28 protein-coding genes and 4 pseudogenes are annotated in these 25,955 nt (G+C 41.8%); 12 read left to right on the top strand and 20 right to left on the bottom strand.

Annotation, left to right across the window (positions count from 1 at the left end):
• Positions 1 to 158: 158 nt before the first annotated feature.
• Entirely contained in the window at positions 159 to 1,859 is a 1,701-nt protein-coding gene (locus AC0L6H_RS02440) for a hypothetical protein (protein WP_473392358.1), read from the bottom strand.
• Between the two features lie 52 nt (positions 1,860 to 1,911).
• Complete coding sequence (locus AC0L6H_RS02435; RefSeq protein WP_473392356.1) at positions 1,912 to 2,085, bottom strand: hypothetical protein; 174 nt, start codon at positions 2,083 to 2,085, stop codon at positions 1,912 to 1,914.
• A gap of 360 nt (positions 2,086 to 2,445) precedes the next feature.
• Here AC0L6H_RS02435 and AC0L6H_RS02430 point away from each other — a divergent pair, with 360 nt between their 5' ends.
• From AC0L6H_RS02430 to AC0L6H_RS02415, 4 genes are all read left to right on the top strand, one after another.
• Positions 2,446 to 2,751, top strand: a complete 306-nt coding sequence (locus AC0L6H_RS02430; RefSeq protein WP_473392355.1) for a helix-turn-helix domain-containing protein — start codon at positions 2,446 to 2,448, stop codon at positions 2,749 to 2,751.
• Positions 2,748 to 3,317, top strand: a complete 570-nt coding sequence (locus tag AC0L6H_RS02425) for an ImmA/IrrE family metallo-endopeptidase (RefSeq protein ID WP_473392354.1) — start codon at positions 2,748 to 2,750, stop codon at positions 3,315 to 3,317. The genes AC0L6H_RS02430 and AC0L6H_RS02425 overlap by 4 nt, the downstream gene beginning before the upstream one ends.
• A 199-nt stretch (positions 3,318 to 3,516) precedes the next feature.
• The gene (gene tcmP, locus AC0L6H_RS02420; RefSeq protein ID WP_473392352.1) at positions 3,517 to 4,764 is read left to right on the top strand and encodes a three-Cys-motif partner protein TcmP; all 1,248 of its coding nucleotides are present in this window, start codon (positions 3,517 to 3,519) and stop codon (positions 4,762 to 4,764) included.
• A 39-nt stretch (positions 4,765 to 4,803) separates the two neighbouring features.
• A complete protein-coding gene (locus tag AC0L6H_RS02415; protein ID WP_473392351.1) occupies positions 4,804 to 5,895 on the top strand; it encodes a three-Cys-motif partner protein TcmP in 1,092 nt (363 codons plus the stop codon).
• On the opposite strand, the gene AC0L6H_RS02410 is transcribed toward AC0L6H_RS02415, so the two are convergent.
• Positions 5,878 to 6,204, bottom strand: a complete 327-nt coding sequence (locus AC0L6H_RS02410) for a hypothetical protein (protein WP_473392350.1) — start codon at positions 6,202 to 6,204, stop codon at positions 5,878 to 5,880. The two genes, AC0L6H_RS02415 and AC0L6H_RS02410, sit on opposite strands and share 18 nt — an antisense overlap.
• A gap of 109 nt (positions 6,205 to 6,313) precedes the next feature.
• Between AC0L6H_RS02410 and AC0L6H_RS02405 the strand changes: the two genes are divergently transcribed.
• Both AC0L6H_RS02405 and AC0L6H_RS02400 read left to right on the top strand, forming a co-directional pair.
• Positions 6,314 to 7,075, top strand: coding sequence for a DUF5131 family protein (locus tag AC0L6H_RS02405; protein ID WP_473392348.1), 762 nt, complete (start codon positions 6,314 to 6,316; stop codon positions 7,073 to 7,075).
• A 409-nt stretch (positions 7,076 to 7,484) separates the two neighbouring features.
• Positions 7,485 to 9,053 (top strand): anti-phage dCTP deaminase, encoded by a 1,569-nt coding sequence (locus AC0L6H_RS02400; RefSeq protein WP_473392347.1) that lies wholly within the window; start codon positions 7,485 to 7,487, stop codon positions 9,051 to 9,053.
• Between the two features lie 271 nt (positions 9,054 to 9,324).
• Here AC0L6H_RS02400 and AC0L6H_RS02395 read toward each other — a convergent pair whose 3' ends face one another.
• Both AC0L6H_RS02395 and AC0L6H_RS02390 read right to left on the bottom strand, forming a co-directional pair.
• A complete protein-coding gene (locus AC0L6H_RS02395) occupies positions 9,325 to 9,633 on the bottom strand; it encodes a hypothetical protein (protein WP_473392346.1) in 309 nt (102 codons plus the stop codon).
• 53 nt (positions 9,634 to 9,686) lie between these two features.
• Complete coding sequence (locus AC0L6H_RS02390; protein ID WP_473392344.1) at positions 9,687 to 10,133, bottom strand: winged helix-turn-helix transcriptional regulator; 447 nt, start codon at positions 10,131 to 10,133, stop codon at positions 9,687 to 9,689.
• Between the two features lie 134 nt (positions 10,134 to 10,267).
• Between AC0L6H_RS02390 and AC0L6H_RS02385 the strand changes: the two genes are divergently transcribed.
• On the top strand, positions 10,268 to 10,651 hold the full coding sequence (locus AC0L6H_RS02385) for a VOC family protein (RefSeq protein ID WP_473392343.1): 384 nt from the start codon (positions 10,268 to 10,270) through the stop codon (positions 10,649 to 10,651).
• A gap of 358 nt (positions 10,652 to 11,009) precedes the next feature.
• Here the strand turns inward: AC0L6H_RS02385 and AC0L6H_RS02380 are convergent.
• From AC0L6H_RS02380 to AC0L6H_RS02345, 8 genes and pseudogenes are all read right to left on the bottom strand, one after another.
• A pseudogene (locus tag AC0L6H_RS02380) lies at positions 11,010 to 11,146 on the bottom strand (NAD(P)/FAD-dependent oxidoreductase); the annotation flags it as partial.
• A gap of 504 nt (positions 11,147 to 11,650) precedes the next feature.
• Positions 11,651 to 12,022: pseudogene (locus AC0L6H_RS02375) on the bottom strand (DUF4158 domain-containing protein); the annotation flags it as partial.
• Positions 12,023 to 12,150: 128 nt separating this feature from the next.
• Positions 12,151 to 12,348, bottom strand: a complete 198-nt coding sequence (locus AC0L6H_RS02370) for a hypothetical protein (RefSeq protein ID WP_069945758.1) — start codon at positions 12,346 to 12,348, stop codon at positions 12,151 to 12,153.
• A gap of 9 nt (positions 12,349 to 12,357) precedes the next feature.
• Entirely contained in the window at positions 12,358 to 12,738 is a 381-nt protein-coding gene (locus AC0L6H_RS02365) for a DUF4262 domain-containing protein (RefSeq protein WP_004748782.1), read from the bottom strand.
• 1 nt (position 12,739) lies between these two features.
• Entirely contained in the window at positions 12,740 to 13,255 is a 516-nt protein-coding gene (locus tag AC0L6H_RS02360; RefSeq protein ID WP_473392342.1) for a hypothetical protein, read from the bottom strand.
• Positions 13,256 to 13,385: 130 nt separating this feature from the next.
• A complete protein-coding gene (locus AC0L6H_RS02355; RefSeq protein ID WP_473392340.1) occupies positions 13,386 to 16,364 on the bottom strand; it encodes a Tn3-like element ISShfr9 family transposase in 2,979 nt (992 codons plus the stop codon).
• A gap of 94 nt (positions 16,365 to 16,458) precedes the next feature.
• Positions 16,459 to 16,764, bottom strand: a complete 306-nt coding sequence (locus AC0L6H_RS02350; RefSeq protein ID WP_473392339.1) for a hypothetical protein — start codon at positions 16,762 to 16,764, stop codon at positions 16,459 to 16,461.
• 5 nt (positions 16,765 to 16,769) lie between these two features.
• Positions 16,770 to 16,982, bottom strand: a complete 213-nt coding sequence (locus AC0L6H_RS02345) for a TetR/AcrR family transcriptional regulator (protein ID WP_473392338.1) — start codon at positions 16,980 to 16,982, stop codon at positions 16,770 to 16,772.
• 114 nt (positions 16,983 to 17,096) lie between these two features.
• Between AC0L6H_RS02345 and AC0L6H_RS02340 the strand changes: the two genes are divergently transcribed.
• Positions 17,097 to 17,711, top strand: a complete 615-nt coding sequence (locus AC0L6H_RS02340) for a cytochrome P460 family protein (RefSeq protein ID WP_069949007.1) — start codon at positions 17,097 to 17,099, stop codon at positions 17,709 to 17,711.
• 122 nt (positions 17,712 to 17,833) lie between these two features.
• Here the strand turns inward: AC0L6H_RS02340 and AC0L6H_RS02335 are convergent, their stop codons facing one another.
• Both AC0L6H_RS02335 and AC0L6H_RS02330 read right to left on the bottom strand, forming a co-directional pair.
• Positions 17,834 to 18,781 (bottom strand): L-histidine N(alpha)-methyltransferase, encoded by a 948-nt coding sequence (locus AC0L6H_RS02335; protein ID WP_069949008.1) that lies wholly within the window; start codon positions 18,779 to 18,781, stop codon positions 17,834 to 17,836.
• Positions 18,782 to 18,818: 37 nt separating this feature from the next.
• Complete coding sequence (locus AC0L6H_RS02330) at positions 18,819 to 19,157, bottom strand: SUMF1/EgtB/PvdO family nonheme iron enzyme (protein WP_473392336.1); 339 nt, start codon at positions 19,155 to 19,157, stop codon at positions 18,819 to 18,821.
• Positions 19,158 to 19,245: 88 nt separating this feature from the next.
• On the opposite strand from AC0L6H_RS02330, the pseudogene AC0L6H_RS02325 reads away from it, so the two are divergent.
• Positions 19,246 to 19,617, top strand: a pseudogene (locus tag AC0L6H_RS02325) (DUF4158 domain-containing protein); the annotation flags it as partial.
• Positions 19,618 to 20,089: 472 nt separating this feature from the next.
• Here the strand turns inward: AC0L6H_RS02325 and AC0L6H_RS02320 are convergent.
• From AC0L6H_RS02320 to AC0L6H_RS02300, 5 genes and pseudogenes are all read right to left on the bottom strand, one after another.
• Entirely contained in the window at positions 20,090 to 20,335 is a 246-nt protein-coding gene (locus tag AC0L6H_RS02320; protein WP_069945752.1) for a Rho-binding antiterminator, read from the bottom strand.
• A gap of 393 nt (positions 20,336 to 20,728) precedes the next feature.
• Positions 20,729 to 21,109 carry a succinate dehydrogenase, cytochrome b556 subunit gene (gene sdhC, locus AC0L6H_RS02315; RefSeq protein ID WP_069945753.1) on the bottom strand — a complete coding sequence of 127 codons (381 nt, stop codon included), beginning with the start codon at positions 21,107 to 21,109 and terminating at the stop codon, positions 20,729 to 20,731.
• Between the two features lie 166 nt (positions 21,110 to 21,275).
• Positions 21,276 to 22,388, bottom strand: a pseudogene (locus AC0L6H_RS02310) (ISAs1 family transposase).
• A gap of 499 nt (positions 22,389 to 22,887) precedes the next feature.
• Complete coding sequence (locus tag AC0L6H_RS02305; RefSeq protein WP_235374311.1) at positions 22,888 to 23,628, bottom strand: hypothetical protein; 741 nt, start codon at positions 23,626 to 23,628, stop codon at positions 22,888 to 22,890.
• A gap of 2 nt (positions 23,629 to 23,630) precedes the next feature.
• Positions 23,631 to 24,566 carry an AraC family transcriptional regulator gene (locus tag AC0L6H_RS02300; RefSeq protein ID WP_002123001.1) on the bottom strand — a complete coding sequence of 312 codons (936 nt, stop codon included), beginning with the start codon at positions 24,564 to 24,566 and terminating at the stop codon, positions 23,631 to 23,633.
• A 122-nt stretch (positions 24,567 to 24,688) separates the two neighbouring features.
• Here AC0L6H_RS02300 and msrA point away from each other — a divergent pair, with 122 nt between their 5' ends.
• Genes msrA through msrB form a run of 3 tightly spaced genes read left to right on the top strand, consistent with a single transcriptional unit; the run spans position 24,689 to position 25,913 of the window.
• Positions 24,689 to 25,177 carry a peptide-methionine (S)-S-oxide reductase MsrA gene (gene msrA / locus AC0L6H_RS02295; RefSeq protein WP_069785042.1) on the top strand — a complete coding sequence of 163 codons (489 nt, stop codon included), beginning with the start codon at positions 24,689 to 24,691 and terminating at the stop codon, positions 25,175 to 25,177.
• 3 nt (positions 25,178 to 25,180) lie between these two features.
• The gene (locus AC0L6H_RS02290; RefSeq protein ID WP_005403706.1) at positions 25,181 to 25,441 is read left to right on the top strand and encodes a glutaredoxin; all 261 of its coding nucleotides are present in this window, start codon (positions 25,181 to 25,183) and stop codon (positions 25,439 to 25,441) included.
• A gap of 31 nt (positions 25,442 to 25,472) precedes the next feature.
• On the top strand, positions 25,473 to 25,913 hold the full coding sequence (gene msrB / locus AC0L6H_RS02285; protein ID WP_005403705.1) for a peptide-methionine (R)-S-oxide reductase MsrB: 441 nt from the start codon (positions 25,473 to 25,475) through the stop codon (positions 25,911 to 25,913).
• Positions 25,914 to 25,955: the final 42 nt, after the last annotated feature.

Raw genomic sequence — 25,955 nt, 5'->3', positions numbered from 1 at the left:
AGCTGCATTATTTATTTCTTCAATACTGGCATTCGGCGGCACCGTTAGACGCCCCTCACCAAAACAGTACGCGTCTAATATGTAGTCACCTAGACGGCTGCAAAGTGATAATGCGGTATCACTTTGAATATGGTTTACTCGCTGACGATATATGTGTCTTAAAGAGTGTTTAGGGAAAAGCGATGTTTTAGATATCGCCATGCAACCAATGAGTTGTCTAAACTCATGGGGAATAAGTGGTGAAAAAGCTTTTTGCAAACAATATAAGTAGGGATTTTGTCAGCTTCTAATCTTTCTGCTTCGATTAACACAAATATTGCATCATCAACCCTAAGTTCAATCATCATATAGGTTCGCGCTATTTCTTCTGGTACTTTGCTGGTGTAAGCAAAATTACTACTGCCTATTCCACCTACTTTTGAGGGGAACGGGTTGATCCAGAATACAGTATCAGTATTTGCTATTTTTGCAGGCCAGCCACCGTCAAGCTGTATTGAATGAATACTGACCTTACAAAATTTGTTTTGGCTAACAAGAGTGGTCTTTAACAAAGTTACGGCCTCACTAAATACCTGCAAATTTTCTGGCGTGTGCTGGTGTATTTCATCAAGCTCATTCGTTTCAAAGAATACTTCTGGTGCTAAGTCATCATGATAGGCTGCTTCGCCTGTTGAGCCGCCCTTGTCCTCATGCTCTTTTGGCGGTTTATTATCTCCAGTGTGGGTTTGTTCAAGTTTCGCTAACTTTTCACAATGTATTCGACCAATATCTGGTTTTTCGGGTCCTTTTACCTGTATATGTAGTGGTTGCTTGTTTGCGTCAGCTTGCTCTTCGCCTTTGATCTCAGTAGAGTCAATGTCTAGTTCTACTTTGCGCTTTTGCCGTTTAGGAAAACGAAATGGTTTTTGGGAGCCAACGATATCCGCTTTACCATTATCACCATCAAATCGATAGTTAAACGCACTGATAGGAAGAGGTGCATCCCAATAGATAATTTTGCGGACAATAAATCGCTTTGCATTAACGACTTCATGCATGTACAGCGATTGTTCTTCAACAATAGCTTCCATAGTTATAGGTTTATTTGACAATGGTTTTATACAGAAATTCGCGGTTCCATTATTTGTATTTGTCGATTGAATGACAGAAGAATATGCACGCGCCTGAACAGATCGGCAATACGCGTCAAAGTACATACTGGCGAGGGTGGCCAGCGTATCTTTTTCCCAACTAACGCCTCTTACAAAATGGATAAATGGCGGGTGCGAATAACCGGTATTTGACACTTCTGTAGACTTGGCACAATTTATAAATCGCTCTGGCGCAAACTCCAACCAACCACCTATCGCAGCTTGTATTAACTTAGGGGAACTGCCGTAATCAACTCGTAAAATTTCGGCACATGGAATGAGTAAGTAATGTGGTTGACTTGGCCTTGAGATTGATAAATAGATGGATGTAGCAGACATTGCACCGAAGCCAAATGCACGTATGCCTTTATCATTTAACACTTGCCCCAATGTCACAAATGAAGCCTGGTCATTAACAGTGAATCTAAAACGTTTATTGGCTTTATTGGGAAGTGCAATCATCTTAGATAGTTGGTTTTGACTTTCCCATACAGAGCCTGGCACGAGTAATGGAAGATTCGATAGGTTTTGATGACTACTTACTTCTTGTTCACCGCAACTACTAAATATACTTTTCGACCGTTCGTCGCCTATCAGTTTGCCCAGTATTATTTCAACTGACTTAAATGATTGGTTATTAGGTGCCTTGAGTATTCGTCCAACGCCCTTTACCATCCATTGGCCATCTTCAGGCACAAAGTTACGCAACACATATTGATGTGATTTCATTGTAAAAAGCCCTTAACGAAAAAGCGGGTACTACTTTACCCGCCGATATCGTCTACTTTTCGGTTCGAACACCTTTGAATTTTCCACCGGATGTTTTTACATCCATGAACCTTCCTGTGTCTGCGTCACGTTTGACAAATAAACCTGTGTTAGGATTAAGGACTTGTGAGCGCTTTCTTACCGCGCCTTTTCGTTGATTGTCGCCATAGGGGGCATTTACAGCCATTTTACACCTCTGATGTAGAGTGTAGATGCGGCCTCTCATTGACAATTTCCAATCAATAAGGCTATTATCAATGTGCTCAGTAGACACCGCGTCTACGGATTGACCAGTCAGCAGTATTGCTGGCTGGTTTTTCTCAACACATTATCATGTATTGAGAAGTGATAGTTTTGATCGGATGTAGCGGGGGATCAAACACTTTTTTAGACATTCTAAACACATTCTTTTATCTCACTGTTATTAATAGCTTTTTAATTTTGCCTTTTGTTTTTGATTGTCAGTATATCTGACATTTTAATGTGATTTTGTACTTCTTCCATTTTAGGTGTAAACTTTCACAAATGGTGATGATATGAAAAGAAGATGAAAGAGAGCGATTTTGACAATGCGTTAGGTAAGCGTATACAGGAACTACGTAAGGTAAGACGCTTTAGCCAAGTCGAACTTGGAAAGCGTTTAGACATAAGCCGTTCGTCTATCGCCAACATTGAAAATGGGTATCATAAACCCTCTGTGTTTCAGATTTATAAAATTTGTTTGGCTTTAAACCTTCATCTTGAAGAGGTGTTGCTGCCTCTTGAAGACATGAAGTCGACTAAGAATGCTCACAACGTCTATGAGACACTCAAAAATAGCATTACCTTCAAAAAGGGAAGCAATATTCTATGATCAATAATTTACGAATGAATCAAAAGACAGAAAAGTTATTAGAGTCTCATCGGTATTTTTCGGCAGCCGTTGATGTATTTGGGTTGATTGACGCCATGGGATTGCAATTAACGAGGGCGAAAATGGAGCCAGAAATGTCCGGTTGCATCAAAATACTAGGTGACGAAGGCAGTATTATTGTCAATAGCGTTCATCATTTGCATCGACAGCGGTTTACCGCCGCACATGAGTTAGGTCACTACGTTCTGCATCGCGGTGCGAATGAGGAGCTTTTGTTTGAAGATAGTTCGTTCGCAAAGGCTATTGTAGATAAACGCCGAGAAGGCGTCAGGCGAGTGTTTAATCGCGATCGTATCAGCGAGCAAGGTACTCATCAGATAGAAATTGAGGCCAATCGATTTGCCAGTGCACTTCTGATGCCAGAGGTATTGCTTGAAGAGGTTGTAATGAAACTTCACATTGATATTACCGATGATGCAGATGTTAAAAGGCTGTCGAAACGATTTTTGGTTAGTGAACAAGCCATGATCCACCGACTCACTAATTTGGGCATTACGTTTCTGTGATCAGAAGCAATGTGGTGTACACGTGTTAGGTGTAAGAAAAGGTTTGGTATTATTTTGTTGTCTCTAACCGTGTATAACTCTATTTGGTTTAAGTTCGTTTTAGCATACATTTCACACGTGCTTAGCCCGATCCTTTGATGTAAATGAGGTTGTAGTTGCTTCAACGATTGTGCAGTGTAATTTTTGATTAAGGATATTCATGGTAGGGAAACGGTATAAGTGGCAAGAGGGAGTGGAAATTGAGCCGCACACGCAAAAAAAGCATCACATTTTACGTGAGTACTTTACGTCATATCTTGTGACGCGTTGCCAATACCCAACAAGACGATTTAGGTTATTGATTGTCGACGGTTTTGCTGGCTCTGGGCAGTATAACGGTGAACATTCTGGCTCCCCTCTTATTTTTTTAGAAGTATTGCAAGAAGTCGTTGTCGGTCAGAACATCAAACGGGCTCAAGAGAATTTGCCGCCTTTAGTGGTAGAATGCATGTTATGCATGAATGATATCGAGTCAGACGCACTGTCATTACTTCAAGATAGGGTCGCACCCACATTACTTCAAATTGGCGATTTGGAGCATTTGACCGTTAGCGTATCTTATTCCGCCTTGCCATTTAATGAGTTTTATTGGACCAATAGGACTGATCTGCGCAACACAAAATGCAGCAATGTATTTTTCAATTTAGATCAGTGCGGGTACGTGCACGTCGAATCCGCAATATTGCGTGATATCATGAGCTCTTGGAAATCCGCAGAAATCATGCTGACATTCGTCATTGAAAGCTTGCTAGCATTTCTATCACACAAACAGAACGGAAGAGGTGCGCTAGAGCCAGCACTGCAAAAACGTATCAATCTTTTATCAAAAGAATTTGAGCACGCAAAGTACAACAAGGCAACTTGGCTCGGTAAAGCTGAGCGTGTTGTGTTTGATTATTTAGGTCAAACTGCGGATTTTGTCAGCCCTTTTTCTATCAACAATCCAGATGGTTGGCGATATTGGTTGATGCACTTTGCAAGTTCTTATCGGGCCAGACAAGTGTTTAATAATGTGTTACATCAAGATATCTCCACTCAAGCGCATTTTGGCCGTGCAGGGCTTCGCATGTTGTCATACGATCCTAAAGAGGAGGGTCAGCTTTACTTGTTTAATGATTCCTCGCGCGACGCCGCGAGACAAGAATTGTATGAGGATATCCCTAATGTAATATCAAAATCAGGTGATGTGTTGCTAATGGATGACTTTTATCGCCTTGCATATAATGAAACAGCGGCTCACAGTGATGATATTCATGACATGATGATTGAAAACCCAGATATTGAGGTGTTGACAGATTCTCAAAAAGGTAGCCGGCGCAAGGGAAACACGATAAAAAGCACGGATATTTTACAGCTCAAAAAACAGCGAAGTTTGTTCTTTTTTGGTCCGACCGATAACAACAAATAGCACTGGTGACCTTAATCTTTGATAAAAAACGGAGCCCGCATGGCAACAAAAGACACGCTTTGGACACTTGAACCCCATACAATAGGAAAACACCTAGTTTTGAAAGCTTATCTCCACGCGTGGTTGCCAGTTATGAGCAGCTTCAATACTAAGCTTGCTGTGATAGATGGATTTGCTGGACCAGGTGAATATGAAAACGGTGAGCCCGGCTCGCCTCAGATATTATTAGATACTCATCTTCAACATTTCTATCAAAAAAATATGTCATGCTACACGCGGTACTATTTTTTAGAAAAAAATAAAAGACGTCATGCACATTTACGTAAAATACTTTATAAGAAGTACTCAACACTCCCTCAAAATATATACATTAACGATGCTTGTGATGACTTTGCTAATCGACTCCCCAGTATTATCAACGACATTAAAGGTCGAAGCCGAGAAGTAGGGCCATGTTTTGCGATGGTTGACCCGTTCGGCGTATCAGATACGCCGATGTCAGCAATTAAGCAATTACTTCAGCATCCTAAATCAGAAGTGTACGTATCGCTGATGTATGAGCACATCAATCGATTTAAAGGCAGCGATGAATTTGAACCACACCTAGATGCGTTGTTTGGTTGCAAGCAATGGCGTGAAGCAAAAAGTATTACCGATAAAGTAGAGCGTAGGGTATTTCTGAGCGAGTTATACAAACGTCAATTAAAGTCAGTAGGGGCAAAGCAAGTGCTGCACTTCGAGTTGTATAACGGTAACCGGCATATCTACACCATTTTCTTTGCTACGCAGCATTTCAAAGGTAGCGACAAGATGAAAAGTGCTATCTGGAAAGTGGTACCCAATGGCTCTTTTAAGTTCCGAGGCGGGATGCAAAATGCGGAACTTGATTTGCGTGTGGTAGACTATAGTAAGTTACATCATACTCTCTGCGATTTTTTCGGCTCACAGTTTGTAAACATTGAAAAAGTTATGGCTTATATTGGCAGTGACGCCACTGACTTCCCTACGGATCGTATCAAAACTGCATATTTAAAACCGTATGAGAAAAATGGATGGATCAAAGTAGATCCAAGCTCAAGAAAGACGAGTCTAACCTACCCTAAAGGCGTAAAATTAAAGTTTGTGTCGTAAAGACATCTGATGCAACCCTTTAATTGCTGTCGATAGTGCTAGAGCATGTGCAGGCGTGCCATCCCATACTTCTTCAAGTGTACTCATCAAAATCTTACATTCCGTGACATCCGCTTTCTGATGAATATCAACCTTTAATTTTCGTGCTATCTTTTCCACGTGCCCAGTACTTATTTTCCAGTCACCTTTGGCTGCACGATGCACTGTAGTCTTACTTACAGACCAGAGTTCTGCGAGTTGATCATAATTGCTCTCACTACTCTTTTTGTAATCAGATACTGCGCGTGAAAGTTTTTCTTGTGCTTGCAAAGTTCCATATTCCTTATATAATACAGAATATAGAATATTTTAGTTTGATTATTACGTCAAGTAATGCAATGATTTATTGTAAGTACGCGTTGTATGATTAGGAGCGACTATGGGCGGCATTAGCAAAATTGAATGGACTGAACAAACTTGGAACCCGGTAACAGGTTGCTCAAAAGTATCATCTGGTTGTAAGCACTGCTATGCAGAATCCATGGCAATAAGACTCAAGGCGATGGGCGCACGAGGATATGAAAATGGGTTTGACGTTTCATTAATGCCTGACCGCCTTGATCAGCCGCTACACCGTAAAAAGCCAACAAAATACTTCGTAAACTCAATGAGTGATTTATTTCATGAAGAAGTACCATTTAGTTTTATCGATAAAGTCTTTAATACGATTGAGCAAACGCCTCAACATGTATACCAAATCTTAACAAAACGCTCACTAAGAATGGCGAAGTATTTTAGCACTAGAAAACCACCTGTTAACGCATGGATTGGTGTGACGGTGGAAAATCAAAAGCAAGGGCTTCGACGTATCGATGATCTACGTAAAATAGATGCAACGATCCGCTTTTTGTCAGTAGAGCCATTATTAGAAGATCTCGGTGAGGTGGATTTTTCTGATATTCATTGGGTTATTGTGGGCGGAGAATCAGGTAAGAATGCTAGGGAGATGAAAAAGGCGTGGGCAGAAAATGTGCAAATTCAATGTGAAGAGCAAGATGTTGCCTTTTTCTTCAAGCAGTGGGGCGGCTGGGGTGCCGATGGTAAAAAACGCTCAAAAAAAGCTAATGGTAGATATTTAGATGGTAAATTATATGATGGTATGCCACGCATAGATATTGTAACGACTGAGAGCATTTTATAACTGCTTTTTAGGACGATTAATTGTTGTTTTCTGTGAAAAAGTAATTTCATTTTTTATTCTTAAATGATAAATTAACAATTACGTAACAATTGTTTCAGCATTATATGATGGGAAAGCTTGCAGTTAATATAAAAAAAGATATCATGCGCAAGCAATTTATGGATTGGATCAAAAATGTTAACGATTATTGAGAACGAAAGAAAAGTCAATTTATCAAACTCGCGTAACTCAGATTATACGTGTTCAAGTTCAATTAATGTTATTTCGTTTAAATCTAAAGGGAATAAAGACTCAGAAATTATTGAGCAAGTTCGTCGAGATATCAAAGAAAGCGCAAAAAAGTTCCACTGGTGATCAGTAAAAAATATCTATATAATTCTGTCTCTTATAGAAACAGGAACTGTTAGACATGGTGTCAAACGTTGTTAAAGCGCTACCAACTAAAAAAACGTTAAAATCTACTTCCAACAACACAATCTCTACGATTTCTGGTCGTCAATCAAATGAATTAGTCATTGGTTTTTGCGGCGCCATTGGCGCTGACATCAAAACCACCAAAAAAGTGACTATTGGTGAATTAGAAACTTTAGGCTATAGGATCGTTGATTTACGCCTTAGTGATGTTATCAGTTCATTTTCCAGCCAATTTTCTGATCTTACAAACAGCAGTGATTTAGATGTAGATGATGATAAATTTAACCGTTACGTCAAACTGCAAAATTTAGGCGATCGTCTAAGAGAAAAGTATGCACCTGAAATAATGGCTGAAGCCGCAATCACCAAAATTAACGAAGATAGGCGTGTACAAGAAGCTGCCGAAACACAAAAGGGTGTTACAGAAAGTGCAGCTAAAATAGCTGTTGAGCAGACTAAAACAGCCTATCTACTTGATCAACTTAAAAATCCATCTGAAGTTGAATTGCTTCGCCTTGTTTATCAGAATAATTTTTATCTTATGGGTATTACTAGACCTGAAAATGAGCGAAAAATGAATCTTAAGAAGGAAGGTATTAAAGAAACTAATATTGATATTTTAATCCACCGAGATTTAAAGTCAGAGGATAAAAACGGACAACAAACTGAAAAAACAATATTAGATAGTGATATTTTTATCAGAAATAATCAAAGTCACTTAGCTGCCTTGAAAGTGACCATAAAACGTTTTTTTAGTCTCATTCATGGTGTTAATGGTATATCTCCTTCTGTACATGAGAAGGGAATGTTTTCTGCTTTTTCTGCTTCACTGCAATCTGCCTGTTTATCTCGTCAGGTCGGGGCGGCAATCATGGACGGGGAAGGCAATATTATTTCAACGGGAAAGAATGACGTACCTAAGCCATTTGGTGGACTTTATTCGTCGGATGATGCAGAAAATGACAACCGATGTATCCATAAAGGTGGAAAATGTTACAATGATCATTACAAGTCAAAAATAAAAGATGAAATTGAACGTTACCTTAGTAAAGCAAATGTACCAGACTCAAATAAATTGGCAACGCGTATCTACCAATCGACTGGTATCGCCTCTCTTATTGAGTTCTCTCGAGCAATTCACGCAGAGATGGATGCTATTACATCAATTGCCCGAAAAGGCTCATCCAATACCAGTGGCGCCGTCATATACACAACTACATACCCTTGTCACAATTGCGCAAGACACATAGTTGCGGCAGGTATTACAAAAGTAATTTATATAGAGCCATATGCAAAGAGTCTAGCTATAGATTTGCATGATGATGCGATTTCAGAAGGAACCGATTCTAGTAAAGTAATATTTGAATCGTTTGAGGGTGTTTCACCTCGAAGATATAGTAAATTTTTCTTTGCTAGGGCCGCAAGGAAAGATAAACAAACTGGTGAAGCCGTTAATATTACGAGTAAATACAAAAACCATGTCGATATTCAATTTTTAGACGGTTTCAAGGACTACGAAACCAAAATCGCGGCAGGTTATACTCATAAAACAACAACTTGTTGATCCTTAGATTTACGATGAAAACTTGTTAAACAGTAAAAAAAATAAGTTTGTACAAGTTTTCAACTCAACTAGAGCTTGTACATAATTTCTCATTTATTTTTTTACATGACATTAACATTCCCTTTTACAATAGCACGTCCGTTTTCTCTGCTTAAAAACCGGTTCAAGAGTTAATTAAAGATAAATATTTTGATTTGAATTTATTCCACTTGTTAGATGGCTCAAACCATCCCATTGCTTAACTTTAACGTGCTTTGGAAGGATGTTTCTATCAACAACCATCAATTACAATGTCTACGCTGTATTCAGTTATTGACGGCGCAAGAGGAGAATTAGGTTCGTCATATTGTACATAACATCCACTATTTTCGACATTATAACCTATACGAACGAAGGTGTTATTGGAGTTATTGATTTCAAACTCTTCATCAATATCTAACAAATCAAGGATGTCAGTGCCGCCGTTTTCGGCTCTCGCCTCAGGGTATCCATATTCTAATTCTACGGACTTACCTAACACCTCCATGGCCAATGTCTTTTCTGAACCCGCAAACCCCTGTATGTTGGCTTTGTAAAACACTAAATTAGCAGCTGTTTCTAATGTTACCTTAGTTTGTTCAAGTTTTGCGTAGGCTATTGAATTAATGCTATTGGGGTTACTAATTCGCTTATCACTGCACCCTGATTGACTGCAATGTATGTGGGTCTTGGTGGGCGCATTCTCTCATCGACGCGACGAACAACCCAGTCTCTTTCCTCCATCTGCTGCAATGAGTGCGACAAAGCTCGGTCGGTGATTGAAAAAAGATTTCGCTTGATCCCAATAAATTGTTTTGGACTGCGCAATGTCGTTAATACGGGCAGCGTCCAACTCCGGCGCAAAAGGCATTGCTCAGGCTCATCCAAAGTATCAAGAACATTACCAGCAACTTTTGAGGCGACCTGACCAACGGGTGTCAGTCGAAACTCAGAACGCAATGGATGTCCGTAACCTGGATTGCGCTCCAAAAGACCCAACTTAATCAGATGCTCCAAGCTTTGTCTAAACGCAGTTCTGCCCGCACCAGTAGCGGCTAGCAATGGTGCCTGCCGTGCAGCAACACCTAAATGGAGATTGGCAAGTATGGGCAAGGCCCAAGCCCTCGATGAAATGTTGACAATTAATTTTATGTCCATAAACTATAGTAACTATATATTAAATCAAAGGAAAATATATGTCATTTATCAATCTAGATCAAACCCTCACAATTGCGCTTTCTGTAACAGACCGGCATTCGAGTGCAAGTTGGTATCAAGAAATGCTTGGTTTTGAGGTCATTTATCATGCTGATGAAGCTGGTTGGTCAGAATTGCAAACAAACATTGAAAACGTAACACTTGGGTTGGGTGAACACACCAAACCAGCTCCGGGAAATTGCGTACCTGTTTTTGGAACTGCTGATATTGATAGTGCACGGGCTAAATTGGAAGATGTAGGAGTTCGATTTGATGGACCTACTGATGTTATCGAAGGAATGGTAAAAACGGCAACTTTCTACGATCCTGATGGGAACGCCTTAATGTTAGCTCAAGATTTATCAGGTGTTGCGTCTCATTAAAATATTGATCCAAGTGGTCACGATTTGTTGTTAGTGTTCACATGGTATTTGGGATGTTTTCTATATTTGAAGAATAAAGAGCCTGAAAGTCCGAAATACGTATACTGCCGTCGGTTAAATGTTATTTGTTGAACAGCTAGTTCTTCTCACAAATTAGTGTCTCAACATTCACTAAAATCTTCGCTCCGAACGGCTGGTTTGGCGCTTTTCTTCGCATTAGCCGAAAAGGTTCCTAATCGGAATTATTCATCTGAGTTCAGTGTGTAATACGTCTATCTCTGCAAAGTATGACACTTTATTGTCAACGTACATTAGCGGGCTCATCTTGGGCATATCGTATCGTTTCAAAAATTATCATCTAACAATGCTGCCCCGCGACCCAAGTAGAACTCCACACACATTGAAAATTGTAGTCCGTAATCAACCAGTAACATCAACGGCTTCTCCAATAAAGTATAAACCTTCGATGTTTTTGACTTGCATCGTCTTTGATGATTGTTACTTATATGATAGCTTCATGGAGTTACCTGTTATTAAATGCTGCTTTGTAAATCATGGTTGATGTTTTGGCTCACAATGGCTACCCATTTTCTCTCTCAACGAATACCTTCGCCACTCTATGTCTGTCAAACACTTACGATGAAGTAGCCGACTTTCAGCTATCTCACTTACAGATATGTTGGTGTCAACAGAACGCCACACAATAACTACCTACCGACAATGTGTTGGGAGCCATTAAAGGGGTTCTAGGGATTTTCCCCTCTAAAGTAACATAAATCGCTACAAACCTCGCCGTTAATGGCTTGTGGAGCTGGGTTACCTTTCATTTTAGACTTCATTTTCAACAATAGGCCTAGTTATTTCCTGTAAATCAGGTAGTTTGCGGTTACTAGCGAACTGATAAGTGCCGCTCAGATTAATATTCTGCCATGCAACGGGTGATACTTGTCGAGTTATTGCTGCTTTTTCCTCGTCACCAACTTCTTCAAAGTGCAATAAGTGCAGACTTTCTTCCCATTTCTGATAGTTTAGTAACCTCAGTATTCTTTGATAAATACGGTCACGCTGCATCTTATTTATGCTGAAAGGCCTGATCCCTTTGCCTCCTTGAACTTGCGTTGAAATAAACTGCATATCGTCAAAGATGAGGTTAAAGCTAGGTGAAAGAATGACAGGCTTAGACTTAAAATACCCTAATAACGCAATGAAATAGCATCGGTGGCTTCTTAGGCGAATGCTTTTCGACTCTGTTAACTCGATCTCGTTTGGCGTAAAATACAATCGTTGTTGTTCAAGTGATAATAGCGGCGGAGAATATAGATCAAGCTGCTCAGCTTTGGTAAGAATTGAGAGTTCGTTTTTTATAGCCATAGGAATTACGTTAAGTTTAAGGGGTTGTTAACCTCATAATTTGCCATACTTTGGAGAAGTAACCCACCTTTGTAAGCCTTTAAATATAATGAGTATGGCGGTTTATGTTACTTTAGAGGGGAAAATCCCTAGAACCCCATAGTGTCCTGATATACAATCCGTCGATTGGATAGATCATAGAGCTGAGCCAACGATTCAACCGTATAATCTGCGGCGTTAGTCACAGACGCAACATCTGGGTCATCATTATCTTTGATGAGAATGAACGTGTAGGTATCCAGGATAACTGAATAGGAAGAGGTCATTCTTTGTTTACCAATAGCCATGCACCTCTCCTAGTGGAAATCCATTGAAACATTAAGCACGTTGAAATCCCACGAGCCATAGTAAGTACGTGCAGCGAAGAAATGCCTACGCTTTTCCATATCCGAAAAGTGTTTGAGCTGCGGTTGAGGCTCAAAGATATGATCAATGCTTTTCACCTGATCAAGAATCAACAGCCCCATTTGAACAGCTTGAAAAATCACCTGGAACATCTCATCAGCTATTTCCGAAGATTGCCCGAACAGAATCAGATCTGGCGAACCAATATTTTTCATTCCGACCGTGTAGCTGTAGCCTTTCTCATGCATAACATACAGGCCGTTCTTCAACAGTGCGCGGTGTATCACTTGGTTATGGCTTTGAATGCCATTCTCAAAAATCTTCAATTCCATGTTACCTCCGAAATGGGACGACAGGGCTTGAATTAAAATAGCTCGGGTTGGCTACCTCATCCCTCGCGATCACAGACTGCGCATATTGCTTAATAAGCTCAGCTTCTAAGATTGGCTCCTGGCTAACTAAGCCAAAAGGGCGGAGAGTGCATTCATTCGTATAACGGTTCCGGTAGAGCAGGATAATGAAATGCCGGTGGCCATCTTTTTCATTGGCGCACAGTGTTTGATAGCTGGTCGTGTTAACCATATAAATACCAATCAGCACGCCCAGCTCTTCAACCCGCTTCCGGATTGCTACACCAGAGGCGTTCACATACCGCTTGAACTGTAGATCAACGGCACCACAAACCGCCTCAATTGGCTCCTTTATCTGTTTGAGCCTAACCAGATCTTGTTCAGTAAAACCCGCCAATGCGATTTGCTCGCTATCGAAGGGGTCATATACATACGCATTTACCGCTATATCTGAGTTCGCGTGAAAGCCCTCCATATTCCAGGACTTGCTGCTCAACATTTTCTTGAGCTTCTTTTTGGCCTTGTGTGCCTGAATGGGGTTCTAGGGATTTTCCCCTCTAAAAAGACATAATCCTCTGTAGACCACACCAATAAATGGCTGCGGAGGTGGTTTACTTTCAGCTTGGAGCCTAATCATCCACTATCGGCCTTGTTATTTCGCCAATATTGGGCAATTTCCCAGTATTAGTGAAGTTATACGTTCCGCTTAAGTTGATATTTTGCCACGCAACGGGCGAAACAGCACGAGTGATACCCGCTTTCTCTTCATCTCCTCTCGCTTCAAAGTGTCCCAGCAGATGACTCAGTATCGCGGAGTTGAAGTAGATGATCGCGTTGGCAAGCAATCTTGCACATTCATTCCAGATAGCGATTTCACTCTCGTTTTTGCCTCGGAACTGATCGCCATTCACCGACGCAATAGCCCGTCTCAGGAAGTGCCACGCTTCTCCCCGGTTAAGGGCACGCTGAACGTACTGCCGCAAACTGGCATTGTCTATGTAATCCAGTAAATATTGCGCTTTGACCAGTCGATTATACTCCGTCAGCGCCTGTAATGTCGGGTGCCCCGAAGGATAACCAGACAACTTTCTTACCAGCATTGCCTGTGTCGTTCGCTTTGTCTGAAGTGACAGAACAATGCGCCTAATATCCTGCCATCCCGTTTCGATGACATTCGTCCTGATGGGCTTTTTCAGGGCAAGGTTGGTGCCGCCGTGTTCATTTTCAGTTACGTCAAACAGATCATTGATGACACTACTGAACTGCGCGTATCGCGGTGCAAAACTGTAACCGCATAGATCCAGTAAGGCGAAGTTAACATGATTGACACCGTGTGTATCTGTCGAGAGTACGTCAGGTTTGATTTCACTGCTGTTGGATTGTAACAGGTCATAAATATAGTGTGATTCGTGCTCGTTGGAACCGATGATCCGAGCATTGAGGGCGCTGTGGTTGGCCACCAGTGTCATGGCCGTGATCCCTTTATTGGTGCCGAAATACTTAGAGGAGTACCGGGTTTTAAAGGTTTCCAGATGGGTTTCGAATTTCTGACCATCCGCACTGGCATGCAACTGGTCCTCCTGAATATGGTAGTGGCGGAAGATGGGTAGCGCTGCAACCGCATTATTGATCACATCGCTGGCATCATGCAGCGTTTCAGGCCGGATATAGTTGGCCTGCACCGTACTCAGGTGTTCATAGCTTCGATCGGAGATCTGCGCCATGCCATACACACCACGGTGAGTGGCGTTGGCAATCAGAATGGCCAGTAAATCATCCTGATGAGTGAACCCTTGTTTTTGTATCGGAAGTACATGAGTCAGACATTTCATGAACCCGGTTTCGCGCTCTACATACCGCAGTACATCCGCGATATCGACCGGTTGCATTCGCTTAAAAAAGGGATTGTTGACCAGAGATGTAGCGCTTTTGGTCGGCAGACGCCAGCGGGTACCGGTACGATTTTTCATGATCACATTTCGATTGTCTCCCTCATCAATATGGAGAGCAACGTCTTTGAGCGCACTTTCCAGCCGGTGTTGTTGCTCCTGTAACAATAACTCTGCGGGCTGTTTTAGTCTGTCCAGTGTTGATGAGGCCAGCAAGGTATCCTGCGATGTCTGGGGGATCAGGTCGTCTTCCAGTGCGCGGTATTTGGTAACATTTGGCAAATAAATGCGTCCGTTCAGTCGCGAAGTCAACTGGCGGTAGAGCAGCCATTCGTAACGTTGCGGGTTAACGTTATCCTGTTTAACCAACCATGGGAGGTGCTTTTTCGGGATGAGCGACGTATCCATCGTCTTCAGTGGTCCACCGGATGCGATTTCCGTCTGAATCTGTTGAAGTTGGGCGACGACGGCTTCTGAGCCTTTACCGGCCTCACAATCAAGGCACAAGAACACCTGCCTTAACAGTTGCTTCAGGAGATTGCATTGTTCATCGTAATGTTGCCACTGGTACTCTTCCACGGTCCGTTTCTGTTTTTTCAGGTAAAGGCAGAGGGTCTGGATATCCCTGTCATTCATGACCTTCAATGCCTGTTGTCTGACTACTGAGAAGGGTTGATTATCATCAATGTTCTCATCCACAAACAGATGCAGTAACTCTGCCGCTTTTGTGACATTGTCCGCGGCTGACTGCCAGGACAGGAACACTGCTTGTTGTGCAAAGGTGTTGGCAGCTTCTTGTTGCTTGCGGATATGGTAAATGAACCCATCAGTTAACCGTTCCAGTGCCAGTTGTATCCGCTCTGTCAGGTGACATAGCAACCATAGATGCTGCTGTGCGCGTTTGAATCGTTTGAGTTTACTGCCGTAATAGTTGATGAGCTCACCGAAGTGTTGTCGATTTTTAAGAGACAGATTAAGCCCATCGATAACGCCATTGATTTGCGTGCGCCATGGCGCTAACTGATGATAAAGGGCAAGCTCTTTTTTAAGCTCAGGTACGGTCAGACTTTTTGCACCGCCTCTGAGCTGGTTCAGGCTTAGTCCGTCATCAATGGCTGTTATGCTGTCCAGAAAGACGTGAAGTTCAGGACTGGTGAGTTGATTAAGTTGGTGCGCCAGGTCTTTTCTGACCTGCTGCATTGTTCTGCTTATCAGTCTCTGGAGTACGGTATACCTGGGGATAGCAATGCTGTGACTGGCTAGGAATTCAATAGCAGTATCAAAGAGGTAACGCGGCTCCAGCCAGGCATTGCCCACCTGAACAAGGTGGTCGAAAAGAGAATTGAAGTGCTGACTTTCGTCCCATTTGTGATAACCAGCAAGGTCTAATACTTTTGCGTAGAGTCGATCTTTTTGTTTTTGTGAGGGAGTGAATGGTCTGAGCCCCTTGCCGCCAAGCAGCTCTTTACTGATGAACATTAAATCCTTAGAAACCTGCGAGTAAGCGATATCTAGGATGACGGGCTTTGATTTAAAGTATCCCAAAATCGCGACAAAGTAACATCTATGAGCTCTGAGACGAATTGACCGAAAAACTGCCAATTCCCCATCGTTCAGAGAAAAATACAGACGTTGTTCTTCGATTGAAAAAATGGGTGGGGAATAAAGATCTGCCTGTTCTGCTCTCGTGAGAATAGAAATTTCGTTTTTGATGGCCATATCAGGGCTGTTCCGTATTAAAATGTACGATATCTACCTAATTTGCCACACTTATAAGTAGTAACCTACCTCCACAGCCATTTATTAGTGTGGTCTACAGAGGATTATGTCTTTTTAGAGGGGGAAATCCCCAGAACCCCATAATGGCATCTGCTTTTGCGGTTAGTTCGTCGTCGCTATGCTGTTTTTTTGCGGATGAAAAATGCTTTAAAAAAACGTCTGCCATAGGCGTAAACAACTCATTCACTTTTTCAGCGACAAGCTTATCTTTCCCGCCCAGCTCACTGGCGGCATCACAAAGGAGACATCCCCTTGAGGTGCTATCATCGGTACTTGCGTGGGCGATAGCTTTGTCTAAAACCTGTTGGTATCCGGTAACGAGACTTTTAGCGCTTGTCATAATGCTCACCACCTCGGTAATTTCTTTGTGGCCATAGTGTTCAAGCGCTTTAAAAAAAGTGTTCGCTTATCGGTATAGGCATTGTACAAGCTACCACGACGAATTAGCGTAGCTTGCTCTAAATCTTCAGTGGACGTAGCCGCGTAGCCTTTTTGCCAGAAAACCAGCATTGCGCCGCTGAGCACGGTTTGTTCATCAAACTTTCTAGGTCTGGCCATTGATTTTACGACTCTTAATTAGTTTTTATATAAATATACCAAAATAACTTTATAAAGTAGAGAAGTGAGTTTATATTGGTATGAACGTTCAAAAATAAAATAAAGGCTCATAGCATGGCTATATTCACTTTACGCACCACCTTAATCGCAACTATTTTTGCCCTATGTACAGCTGCTTCCAGTGCCGTTACACTGGACGATGTAGTTGACGATGATGGGATACCACAGTTACCAGAAAACTTCAGGAGTTGGGAGTTTCTTGGTGCTTTTTCCGGTCTTGCAGCGGATAAAAATGGCTCCCATGAAATGCATACTGTTTATGCCAGCCCAGGCACAGTTGAATACTATCAACAAAATAATGCGTACCCTGATGCAGCAATACTCGTAAAAGAAGTGCTTGAGACAGACACAGAGAACTTAACCACTGGACGCATTTCCTATGCGACCAAAACCAAAGGTTGGTTTGTTTGGATTAAAGATAGCAAAGGTCGATTCCCAGAAAGTAAGTTGTGGGGGGATGGTTGGGGCTGGGCATTTTATGCCGCAGGTGATAAACCCAAACTGCAAACCACCGACTATAAAACCGATTGTTTAGGCTGCCATGTACCGGCAAAAGACACAGATTACTCCTATGTTCGTGGATATCCTGTGCTTGAAATAGAGCCTATGTCTGGCGGCCAAAATAAATCAGCCGACAATAAAGAAGCTAGCGAATCGCCCCATGAATAACGTTTCGCTAAACGCCTTAAAATAGTAATTTATGGCAGGCAACGAAGCTTTTTTATAGGGATAACAAGTACCCTATGCAAATACGTTTGCCAGATTTGTTGAACAGAAATAGACGATATGTATCAATTTCTGTTCAACAAATAATCTGCGAAGTAATGATTCTTATCGGTAAACTTGGCCGCGATTGAAAAGTCAGTTTGCTGTAACAACCCACAGACAATCTCATCATTATATTTACGCGAAATTTCGGTGTGGATTTTTTCACCGGCGTGAAAATGATAGGTTTTTCCGATGGCATTAATGTCGACGGATTGATCGCATCCACTCAATAAATAGCTTTTAGCTATGCCTTCGTTTTCATCGTACTCAGGCGCATGTGCAAATCCACCCGGGTCAAAATTGGCCCCCAGCTCAGCATTCATACGATGCAAAAGGTTGATATTAAACGAACGCGTGATACCGCTTTCATCGTTATAAGCTGGCAAGACAATATCAGCCGGTTTAATCAAATCTGTGCCCAGTAACAGTTTGTCATTTTTGCTTAAATTGGCGCCCAGTTGATAAAGAAAATCACTGGCGATGGCGTCTGACATATTGCCAATATTTGAACCTAGAAACAGTACAATTTTGGGATGATGACTGTCTTTTACCGAGCCCAACATATCAAAATAATCACCATGTTTTGGTATAACAGATACGTGGGGCAAGGCTTGCTGTAATGATTTTTCGAGTTGATCTAATGCATTTTGAGAAATATCAACTGGCATGTAATCAAATTGATACCCTTCATCACTTAGGGCTGCAAGCAGTTTACGCGTTTTACTACCGTCCCCGGCACCGAGTTCAATTAACTCAAAATAAACGTTTTTATCCGCTTGGAATGACTCGATGAGAGCCAAGGTTTGCGTGCTAAATATTTCCATTTCGCAGCGGGTTAAATAATACTCGGGCATCTTCATGATCTGCACAAAAAGCGCGTCGCCTTTTTTATCATAAAAATATTTAGACGGAAGCGTTTTTTCACTTTGACTCAAGCCAGCATCGACGTTATTCGCGAACTCTTCAATCATCTTATTTGTCTCTTGGTTATCATTTAAGCTGACCTGCTTATTTAACTAAGCGGATACCAGAATATTGCCACTGAAAATGTGGCTGAAAAAAGTTTCGGTACGTGGATCTCGAATGCTGTTCTGCGCTGGCAACAGACGCACCACGTAACACCATTTGATTCACCATAAATTTACCGTTGTACTCCCCCACGGCACCATCACTCACTTTAAAGCCCGGATAGGCTAAATACGCCGATGAGGTCCATTCCCAGCGCTGGCCCCACGTAAACTGGCTTGAGGCGACTTCCCATTCAAACTCAGTGGCCAAACGCATTTTCTTCCAGTTAGGGGTTCTAGGGATTTTCCCCTCTAAAGTAACATAAACCGCCATACTCATTATATTTAAAGGCTTACAAAGGTGGGTTACTTCTCCAAAGTATGGCAAATTATGAGGTTAACAACCCCTTAAACTTAACGTAATTCCTATGGCTATAAAAAACGAACTCTCAATTCTTACCAAAGCTGAGCAGCTTGATCTATATTCTCCGCCGCTATTATCACTTGAACAACAACGATTGTATTTTACGCCAAACGAGATCGAGTTAACAGAGTCGAAAAGCATTCGCCTAAGAAGCCACCGATGCTATTTCATTGCGTTATTAGGGTATTTTAAGTCTAAGCCTGTCATTCTTTCACCTAGCTTTAACCTCATCTTTGACGATATGCAGTTTATTTCAACGCAAGTTCAAGGAGGCAAAGGGATCAGGCCTTTCAGCATAAATAAGATGCAGCGTGACCGTATTTATCAAAGAATACTGAGGTTACTAAACTATCAGAAATGGGAAGAAAGTCTGCACTTATTGCACTTTGAAGAAGTTGGTGACGAGGAAAAAGCAGCAATAACTCGACAAGTATCACCCGTTGCATGGCAGAATATTAATCTGAGCGGCACTTATCAGTTCGCTAGTAACCGCAAACTACCTGATTTACAGGAAATAACTAGGCCTATTGTTGAAAATGAAGTCTAAAATGAAAGGTAACCCAGCTCCACAAGCCATTAACGGCGAGGTTTGTAGCGATTTATGTTACTTTAGAGGGGAAAATCCCTAGAACCCCAAGATGGTATTTTATGATGTTGAGTGAGCCTTGACGAAAGTATGAGCAAAATAACGACCGTGTTGAGGTACGAGACATCACCAACTGTTTTTGCTACGACTTAAATACTTTGTATGTGTTTTGTTCTAAATATTGAGAGGACTTATTTACTGCAATCCGCAATTTTTTTGCCACTTCAATCACTACTGATAACACTTGCTCACTAAAACATTATTATTTAAAAATAACCTCAGTAAAATGTGGATTATTAATTAATACTTCTAGTTTATATATTCCATCCAATTCAATCAGTATGTCCGTTTCGTTAGTATTCAGCTTGATGCACTCGTTACGACTGTGATTACGCAATACATCAATAGCAACACCTTTTATAGATTCGCCCACTTTCATCGTTAATTTAACCGGATAACGGAACAAACAAACTATTTCAATATAATCATATTCACTACAACTAATCATAAGACTCACCTCTGAAAATGGATTACTTACCGTGAGGCTGATTGACAGTTATTGCAATAACCTCAAAAACACAAAACTCCCCCATAACGGACTATTACTTGCAGGCTTTAATGGAAGCGCTAGAGATAAAAGGCTGCAAGTAACTTCCCCAGCGCAGCTAGTTTATGGGCTTGTTAGTTAATTAAGACCTAAAAGTGATCCCCCATTTGCAGTTAATTAAGAGCCGCTTCAAAATCTTCTAGAGCTTGCTAGGAGGCCAACTTTCAATGATTAAAAGGGGTGACTCTACAACGCAAATGTTATCCCAAATTGGATCAATCTAATCTTCAATTCAACAGTTACAACCTGAATGCCATTCCGATCCAAAAAATTACTATAAATTGCCTTTTTTGATTAGCTAAACAAGTATATTGCCAAAATAACACTACTAATTGCTGTAAGTAATATTACAACCGCGGACATTTTAGAAGCCGAGTCTAATTCTTTGCCAAATCCAAGATCGCGTAGCATATGATTTACGCCTGAAATAGCATGAAAGCTTAGCGCTGTTAAACCACCCCAAAATATGACCCTTACAAACCAGTTTTCAAAGTAGTTGGTTGCTAGTTGAAAACTGTCTTCTGACTGTAAACTGATAACAAACATGTACATGACAAGGGGAAGGAATAGTATTAAGAACACCCCAGTTACTCTGTGTGTAAATGATTCATATGCCGTGATAGGAGCTTTTATTTTTAGCAGGTTAAGAAATACAGGTCTTTGTTTTTTATTCATTTAGATTGCCTTGGGAATGGATGCGCACATGTAGGAGTTTTTAAAAACTAAAATATATCCTCGAGGATTGCAATCGTTATTCCTTGCAGATAGCTGATTTGAACAGATACATACTTGTTTTTCATATGACAACAGCGATCACGGCAAGAGCATAAATGTTTAATTATCACTCAATTGAGTTGCACCCCGCTAAAAATATAGCCTCAAGGTAGTCAGTATCCATTGCGGCCATACGTTGTTTACGCCTAACACTGGCTTTTCTGCTGGTATCGATCTTTATCATGTTAACCCCGATGTGCCGTAAACGGGCAATATTCTCTGCTCCGTCGCCACGGTATATCTGACAGTTATCCTCTCTCATCGCAGTATCCAAGACCCAATGTAGGTTATTTTCGATACCCCAATGTCCGCGTGCCGCTTTACCAAATTGCTCTGTCGTTAGCTTTGTAGAGCTGATGTAATAGCGGTATTCCAGTGACGCCTTTTTACCATCATTCTGGTAGTTTATCGCCATACCAATACAGGTTAAATTTGCCTAATCAGGGTATGCCTCGGCGAAATCTCCTGCGTCTTGCACATGATATTCCCGCGCTTCAACACGGCCATGCCCTTTCTCAATATGGAGCCCAGTGGCTGTATCCACAGAGGCGAATGCCGCCTTGATGCTTTCATACAACCGCTTCTGGTTGCCCTTGACCGCAATCAGGTAATCCGCCCCTTTATCGACGATTGTCTTGGTTATTTTGTGTTGGCAACCCATCGCATCAATGGTGATAAGGCAGCCTTTAATATCTAACAAATTGAGCAAATCAGGAATGGCGGTGATTTCATTTGACTTCGCGTCTGTCTTAATCTGCCCCATAACCACGCCATTTGCGGTAGCAAAAGCGCTGACCATGTGAATTGCAGATTGACGATCATGGCGAGCATAGGAGCTGCGCAAGCGTTTACCATCCACCGCGACCACTTCACCCTCGCTCAGTTTTACCACCTCTTGCATCCAACGTATAAAGCTGGACTGCAATGCGCTGGGCTCTATCCTTGAAATAATGCGAGCTATCGTATCGTGCACGGGTAACCCTTCTTTGAATAAACCTAAGCCCTGAAGCCAGCTTAGCCTTGCTTTACCAAAATCTTCAATATCCTCCCAGCCTTCACAACCCGTGATGATGGCGCAAATAGATAAGAACAATACGTCGTAAAGGGGGTAGCTTAATTTAGCCGTTTGGCGTGGGTCTTTTACATCAGCGAAGTACTGGGCAAATACATCGATTGTCATAGTTGGACTCCCAAAAGGGAGTTTAAGATCACAGCTAAATCAGATCGTCAAATCGGGCTAAATGATCATAGTCGCTTAAAATTCGTTCGCGATCTCGCCGTGCACCAGTGATTGAGCAATAATTGGTGGACTATTGTCGGCCTTGCTTAATTTTTGGTTATCATTACCTTCAAAGCGAAAGATAGAAGGTCTAACACACATGGTCTTTGTTAGACTAGGTGTTTGTCGACAAATTTTGCAATGACAAGATAAAAAAGTTGTTTCGGGTCATAAATATTTCTTAAGTCATGTCCGTTAATGCTAATTAACGTGCATACAATTAGTAAAACAGTTAGCTGATGGTGTTTCAACGGCTCTCTGCAAGTGGATGGCTATGCCGGTTATGCACAAATTGAAGCTACTTTAGCTGGCAGCTAGGCACATGCACGTCCTACTGTTTCTTTAAATGTTTTTTTGCAGGCTCCGATACTGAATGAATATGCAGTATTCTAGCAATTCATCAGAAGAAACTTTTCTTAATTTCCTGTAGCCGGTCATAAATCAGAGGTGGATAGTTTGCATGATATTCACCGCACTCTGGGCAAGTTTCTTGCTTTAGGTGCGCTTGATTGTCGAGATCTTGGTAAGGAAAAACGCTGAAGAGAAGTTCGTGCTGCATTAGTGTTTTATAAAAATTCTTGTGATAAGGTGCAATTTCGCTGTCTTTAATTTTGTCGAAATATAGGTCAACGCTGTTCAAAATACTCATGATTTCTTTAACCCCGTCAAACATTAAAATGTCGTCATCTTTGTGAATATCAACGTTCAACCCCTCTAGGTCCTCAATGAAACATTTAATCGCTCGCCTAGAATGCAGAAGGATATTTTGCGACTTGCCATCAACGGTCTTTTCCTGATCATAGCTAAAATTTTTAATGTTTCTTTCCACGAACATATAAAGTTCGTGAAGCTGATTCAACTCATGCCTCAATTGCTCCTTAGTGTACTCCTTTTCGATTTGCTGCTGGAGAAAGCCATTAGCGTCAATCTGGGCTTTCAGCGCTAGAAAGAGGACCACTGAACCCAAAATTTGTACGAATGGGCTTGAAATACCTCCCAAAGCATCACCTATTTCGCCATACCCTTTCAAATATTGCAGCGGAAGAAGAGGTGCAAACAAAGGGATAAGCAGGCAAGCCGCACCACCAATGACTATGACCCAGAAAGCTATTTTGGTAACAGGAGAGTTATAGATATTCATTTTTACACCTTTTCAGAATTTTCTTTTCTGTACGCGCTAGGAGTTTTGCCAATTTTTTTCTTAAACAACTTTTGAAAGTGTTCATGTGCCGGATACCCAATGGCTTCACTCACTTCGGGAACAGACTTACCGGATTCTTTAAGCAGCTGCTTTGCTTTTTCAAGCCGACAATAGGTTAAATAATCAAGAGGTGTCATGCCTGACAGCTCCTTAAATTTGACGCTGTAGTTCGTACGCGACATCCCCGCAATCCCGGCGAGATCGTCAAGACCCCATTTTTTATCGAGACTATGATGAATAGCTTCCAAGGTTTTGCTGAGTTGCGGATTTTCGATCAGTTTGAAGAATCCAGCATTTTTATTGGATTTGTACATGTGGATTCTTAACGCTTGCACGAAGATAATTTCGGTCAGCTTTCTGACTAACGTGTTGCTTCCAGGAAGTCCTGATTTTGCTTCCTGCTCTATAATACTTAAAAGCATGGCAAGCCAAGGCGAGTGGGAGTTATCAGCACTCTTGATATGCACGACATTTGGCAGCGAATTTAAGAATGGATGATCGGGTCCGCCATTAAAACAAAAATGTCCGCAAACGACGTTGGCTTTGAGCTTGCTCTGATCACCGTATTCCAAAACTTGAGCTTCGGTGAGGTTGGCTTTAGCTCTAAATTCGACCGCAGGCTCGGCCTTGATTTTTGGTGCACTGGCCATGGTGTGCTCCATCCCTTTGAAAAAGATCAAAATATCGCCCTGCTCCGCCAATGCTTTAAGTTTAAGTTTTGGCACCTCATACCAAAACTCGCCATGAGTCACGATGTGAAATCTCGCTAGATTCTCTTCCTGCGGGAGGCTGATGCCCCAGTCTCCCGCAAATGAGGTTCTATACCAGTAGCTGCTAGTAAGCTCTACCTTATCTAAAATTTCACTGAGAACATCCATATATAGCTCCTACGTAAACTGTCCAATAGGTCATGTTATACGAACTATTGAACATATTATATCTATTTTACATGCTGTAAAGTCAGTCTAATCAGTAAGTGGATGAAAACTAAGGAGGCTTTATGAAACTAGATTATGTGATCGTTGCCGGAGGGTGTTTTTGGGGTCTCGAAGACCTCCTTAGGAGTCTGGACGGTGTGACGTCAACGAAGGTGGGCTACTCTGGCGGAGATTTTGATGATCCTACCTACGCCGATATTATAACAGGGAAAACGGGGCACGCCGAAGCGGTTCGCGTGGAATACGACCAAGACGAAATATCTCTCGAAGAGATTCTACATTACTTTTTCAAAATCCATGATCCGACTACGAAGAATCGCCAAGGAAATGATGTTGGCACTTCGTATCGCTCGGCAGCGTTCTATCGTGACGATGCACAGAAAGCGATTATCGAAAACGTGATTGATGAGGTCAATGAGATCGGTCGCTTCGAGAATGAAGTGGTCACGACCGTCACCCTGGAAAAAGAATTCTACGACGCTGAGGCATATCACCAAAACTATTTGCAGAGGAATCCCAGCGGATACTCTTGCCATTTTGAAAGAGACTAAATCATGAACCAAATGAACGAGGAAAAAATGAAAGCACTTAAGAATGTTGTTATTTATACGAAAGACCATTGTCCATTTTGCGCACGCGTGAAGAATTACCTAACTGCTGAAAAGGTCGATTTCAAACAAATTCGCGTAGACGACGATCCGAAGACTTACCTGGAGTTGAAGGAAAGAACAAATCTCCAAACTGTACCGCAAGTTTTTGTGGATGGAGAATTCATTGGTAGTGCTACAGACTTCTTCTCGTGGATTGATAGCTAAAGAGTGAACCCTAAAATAAAGGAGCAAATATATGTTCAATTGGAAAAGCATTTACAACTACCTGGATAACGGCACTCCCGCGCCTCCCAAAAAAGTAGAAAAGAGCGAGGAAGAGTGGAAAGAAATTCTGACGCCAGCGCAATTTCGGGTCATGCGGATGAAAGGCACCGAACGCGCGCACACCGGAGAACTCTGTTCATTTTATGAAGCTGGAAGGTACGCCTGTGTGGGCTGCGACACCGAACTCTTTGACTCGAACCTAAAGTTCGATTCGGGAACGGGATGGCCGAGTTTTTCTGAGCCAGTCGCAGACAACGTAATTCAATATGAACTGGATACGACCTTCGGGCGCAGAATCGAAGTGCTATGCAATGTGTGCGAAGCCCATCTGGGGCACGCTTTTCCAGACGGTCCTGAGCCATCAGGGGTCCGATTCTGTATTAACTCGGAGTCATTGAAGTTTGTAGAATAATTTTTAAATCGAGGGGGTTTATGAAAGTGAACCTTTTGAAAA

It is taken from the genome of Glaciecola sp. G7-5 (genome assembly GCF_055808975.1).
Note: the sequence above shows the minus strand (reverse complement) of the source record. Positions and strands in the feature narration are given on the sequence as shown.

What these genes read in the sequence shown, in the direction of transcription:
- AC0L6H_RS02345 (WP_473392338.1), bottom strand. Translation starts at nt 16,982, where the DNA reads ATGGCCAGACCTAGAAAGTTTGATGAACAAACCGTGCTCAGCGGCGCA.
- tcmP (WP_473392352.1), top strand. Translation starts at nt 3,517, where the DNA reads ATGGTAGGGAAACGGTATAAGTGGCAAGAGGGAGTGGAAATTGAGCCG.
- AC0L6H_RS02425 (WP_473392354.1), top strand. Translation starts at nt 2,748, where the DNA reads ATGATCAATAATTTACGAATGAATCAAAAGACAGAAAAGTTATTAGAG.
- AC0L6H_RS02370 (WP_069945758.1), bottom strand. Translation starts at nt 12,348, where the DNA reads ATGGCTATTGGTAAACAAAGAATGACCTCTTCCTATTCAGTTATCCTG.
- AC0L6H_RS02400 (WP_473392347.1), top strand. Translation starts at nt 7,485, where the DNA reads ATGGTGTCAAACGTTGTTAAAGCGCTACCAACTAAAAAAACGTTAAAA.
- AC0L6H_RS02350 (WP_473392339.1), bottom strand. Translation starts at nt 16,764, where the DNA reads ATGACAAGCGCTAAAAGTCTCGTTACCGGATACCAACAGGTTTTAGAC.
- msrA (WP_069785042.1), top strand. Translation starts at nt 24,689, where the DNA reads ATGAAACTAGATTATGTGATCGTTGCCGGAGGGTGTTTTTGGGGTCTC.
- sdhC (WP_069945753.1), bottom strand. Translation starts at nt 21,109, where the DNA reads ATGAATAAAAAACAAAGACCTGTATTTCTTAACCTGCTAAAAATAAAA.
- AC0L6H_RS02435 (WP_473392356.1), bottom strand. Translation starts at nt 2,085, where the DNA reads ATGGCTGTAAATGCCCCCTATGGCGACAATCAACGAAAAGGCGCGGTA.
- AC0L6H_RS02340 (WP_069949007.1), top strand. Translation starts at nt 17,097, where the DNA reads ATGGCTATATTCACTTTACGCACCACCTTAATCGCAACTATTTTTGCC.
- AC0L6H_RS02355 (WP_473392340.1), bottom strand. Translation starts at nt 16,364, where the DNA reads ATGGCCATCAAAAACGAAATTTCTATTCTCACGAGAGCAGAACAGGCA.
- AC0L6H_RS02300 (WP_002123001.1), bottom strand. Translation starts at nt 24,566, where the DNA reads ATGGATGTTCTCAGTGAAATTTTAGATAAGGTAGAGCTTACTAGCAGC.
- AC0L6H_RS02385 (WP_473392343.1), top strand. Translation starts at nt 10,268, where the DNA reads ATGTCATTTATCAATCTAGATCAAACCCTCACAATTGCGCTTTCTGTA.
- AC0L6H_RS02365 (WP_004748782.1), bottom strand. Translation starts at nt 12,738, where the DNA reads ATGGAATTGAAGATTTTTGAGAATGGCATTCAAAGCCATAACCAAGTG.
- AC0L6H_RS02290 (WP_005403706.1), top strand. Translation starts at nt 25,181, where the DNA reads ATGAACCAAATGAACGAGGAAAAAATGAAAGCACTTAAGAATGTTGTT.
- AC0L6H_RS02405 (WP_473392348.1), top strand. Translation starts at nt 6,314, where the DNA reads ATGGGCGGCATTAGCAAAATTGAATGGACTGAACAAACTTGGAACCCG.
- AC0L6H_RS02330 (WP_473392336.1), bottom strand. Translation starts at nt 19,157, where the DNA reads ATGAGTATGGCGGTTTATGTTACTTTAGAGGGGAAAATCCCTAGAACC.
- AC0L6H_RS02335 (WP_069949008.1), bottom strand. Translation starts at nt 18,781, where the DNA reads ATGATTGAAGAGTTCGCGAATAACGTCGATGCTGGCTTGAGTCAAAGT.
- AC0L6H_RS02430 (WP_473392355.1), top strand. Translation starts at nt 2,446, where the DNA reads ATGAAAGAGAGCGATTTTGACAATGCGTTAGGTAAGCGTATACAGGAA.
- AC0L6H_RS02360 (WP_473392342.1), bottom strand. Translation starts at nt 13,255, where the DNA reads ATGTTGAGCAGCAAGTCCTGGAATATGGAGGGCTTTCACGCGAACTCA.
- msrB (WP_005403705.1), top strand. Translation starts at nt 25,473, where the DNA reads ATGTTCAATTGGAAAAGCATTTACAACTACCTGGATAACGGCACTCCC.
- AC0L6H_RS02440 (WP_473392358.1), bottom strand. Translation starts at nt 1,859, where the DNA reads ATGAAATCACATCAATATGTGTTGCGTAACTTTGTGCCTGAAGATGGC.
- AC0L6H_RS02320 (WP_069945752.1), bottom strand. Translation starts at nt 20,335, where the DNA reads ATGATTAGTTGTAGTGAATATGATTATATTGAAATAGTTTGTTTGTTC.
- AC0L6H_RS02415 (WP_473392351.1), top strand. Translation starts at nt 4,804, where the DNA reads ATGGCAACAAAAGACACGCTTTGGACACTTGAACCCCATACAATAGGA.
- AC0L6H_RS02305 (WP_235374311.1), bottom strand. Translation starts at nt 23,628, where the DNA reads ATGAATATCTATAACTCTCCTGTTACCAAAATAGCTTTCTGGGTCATA.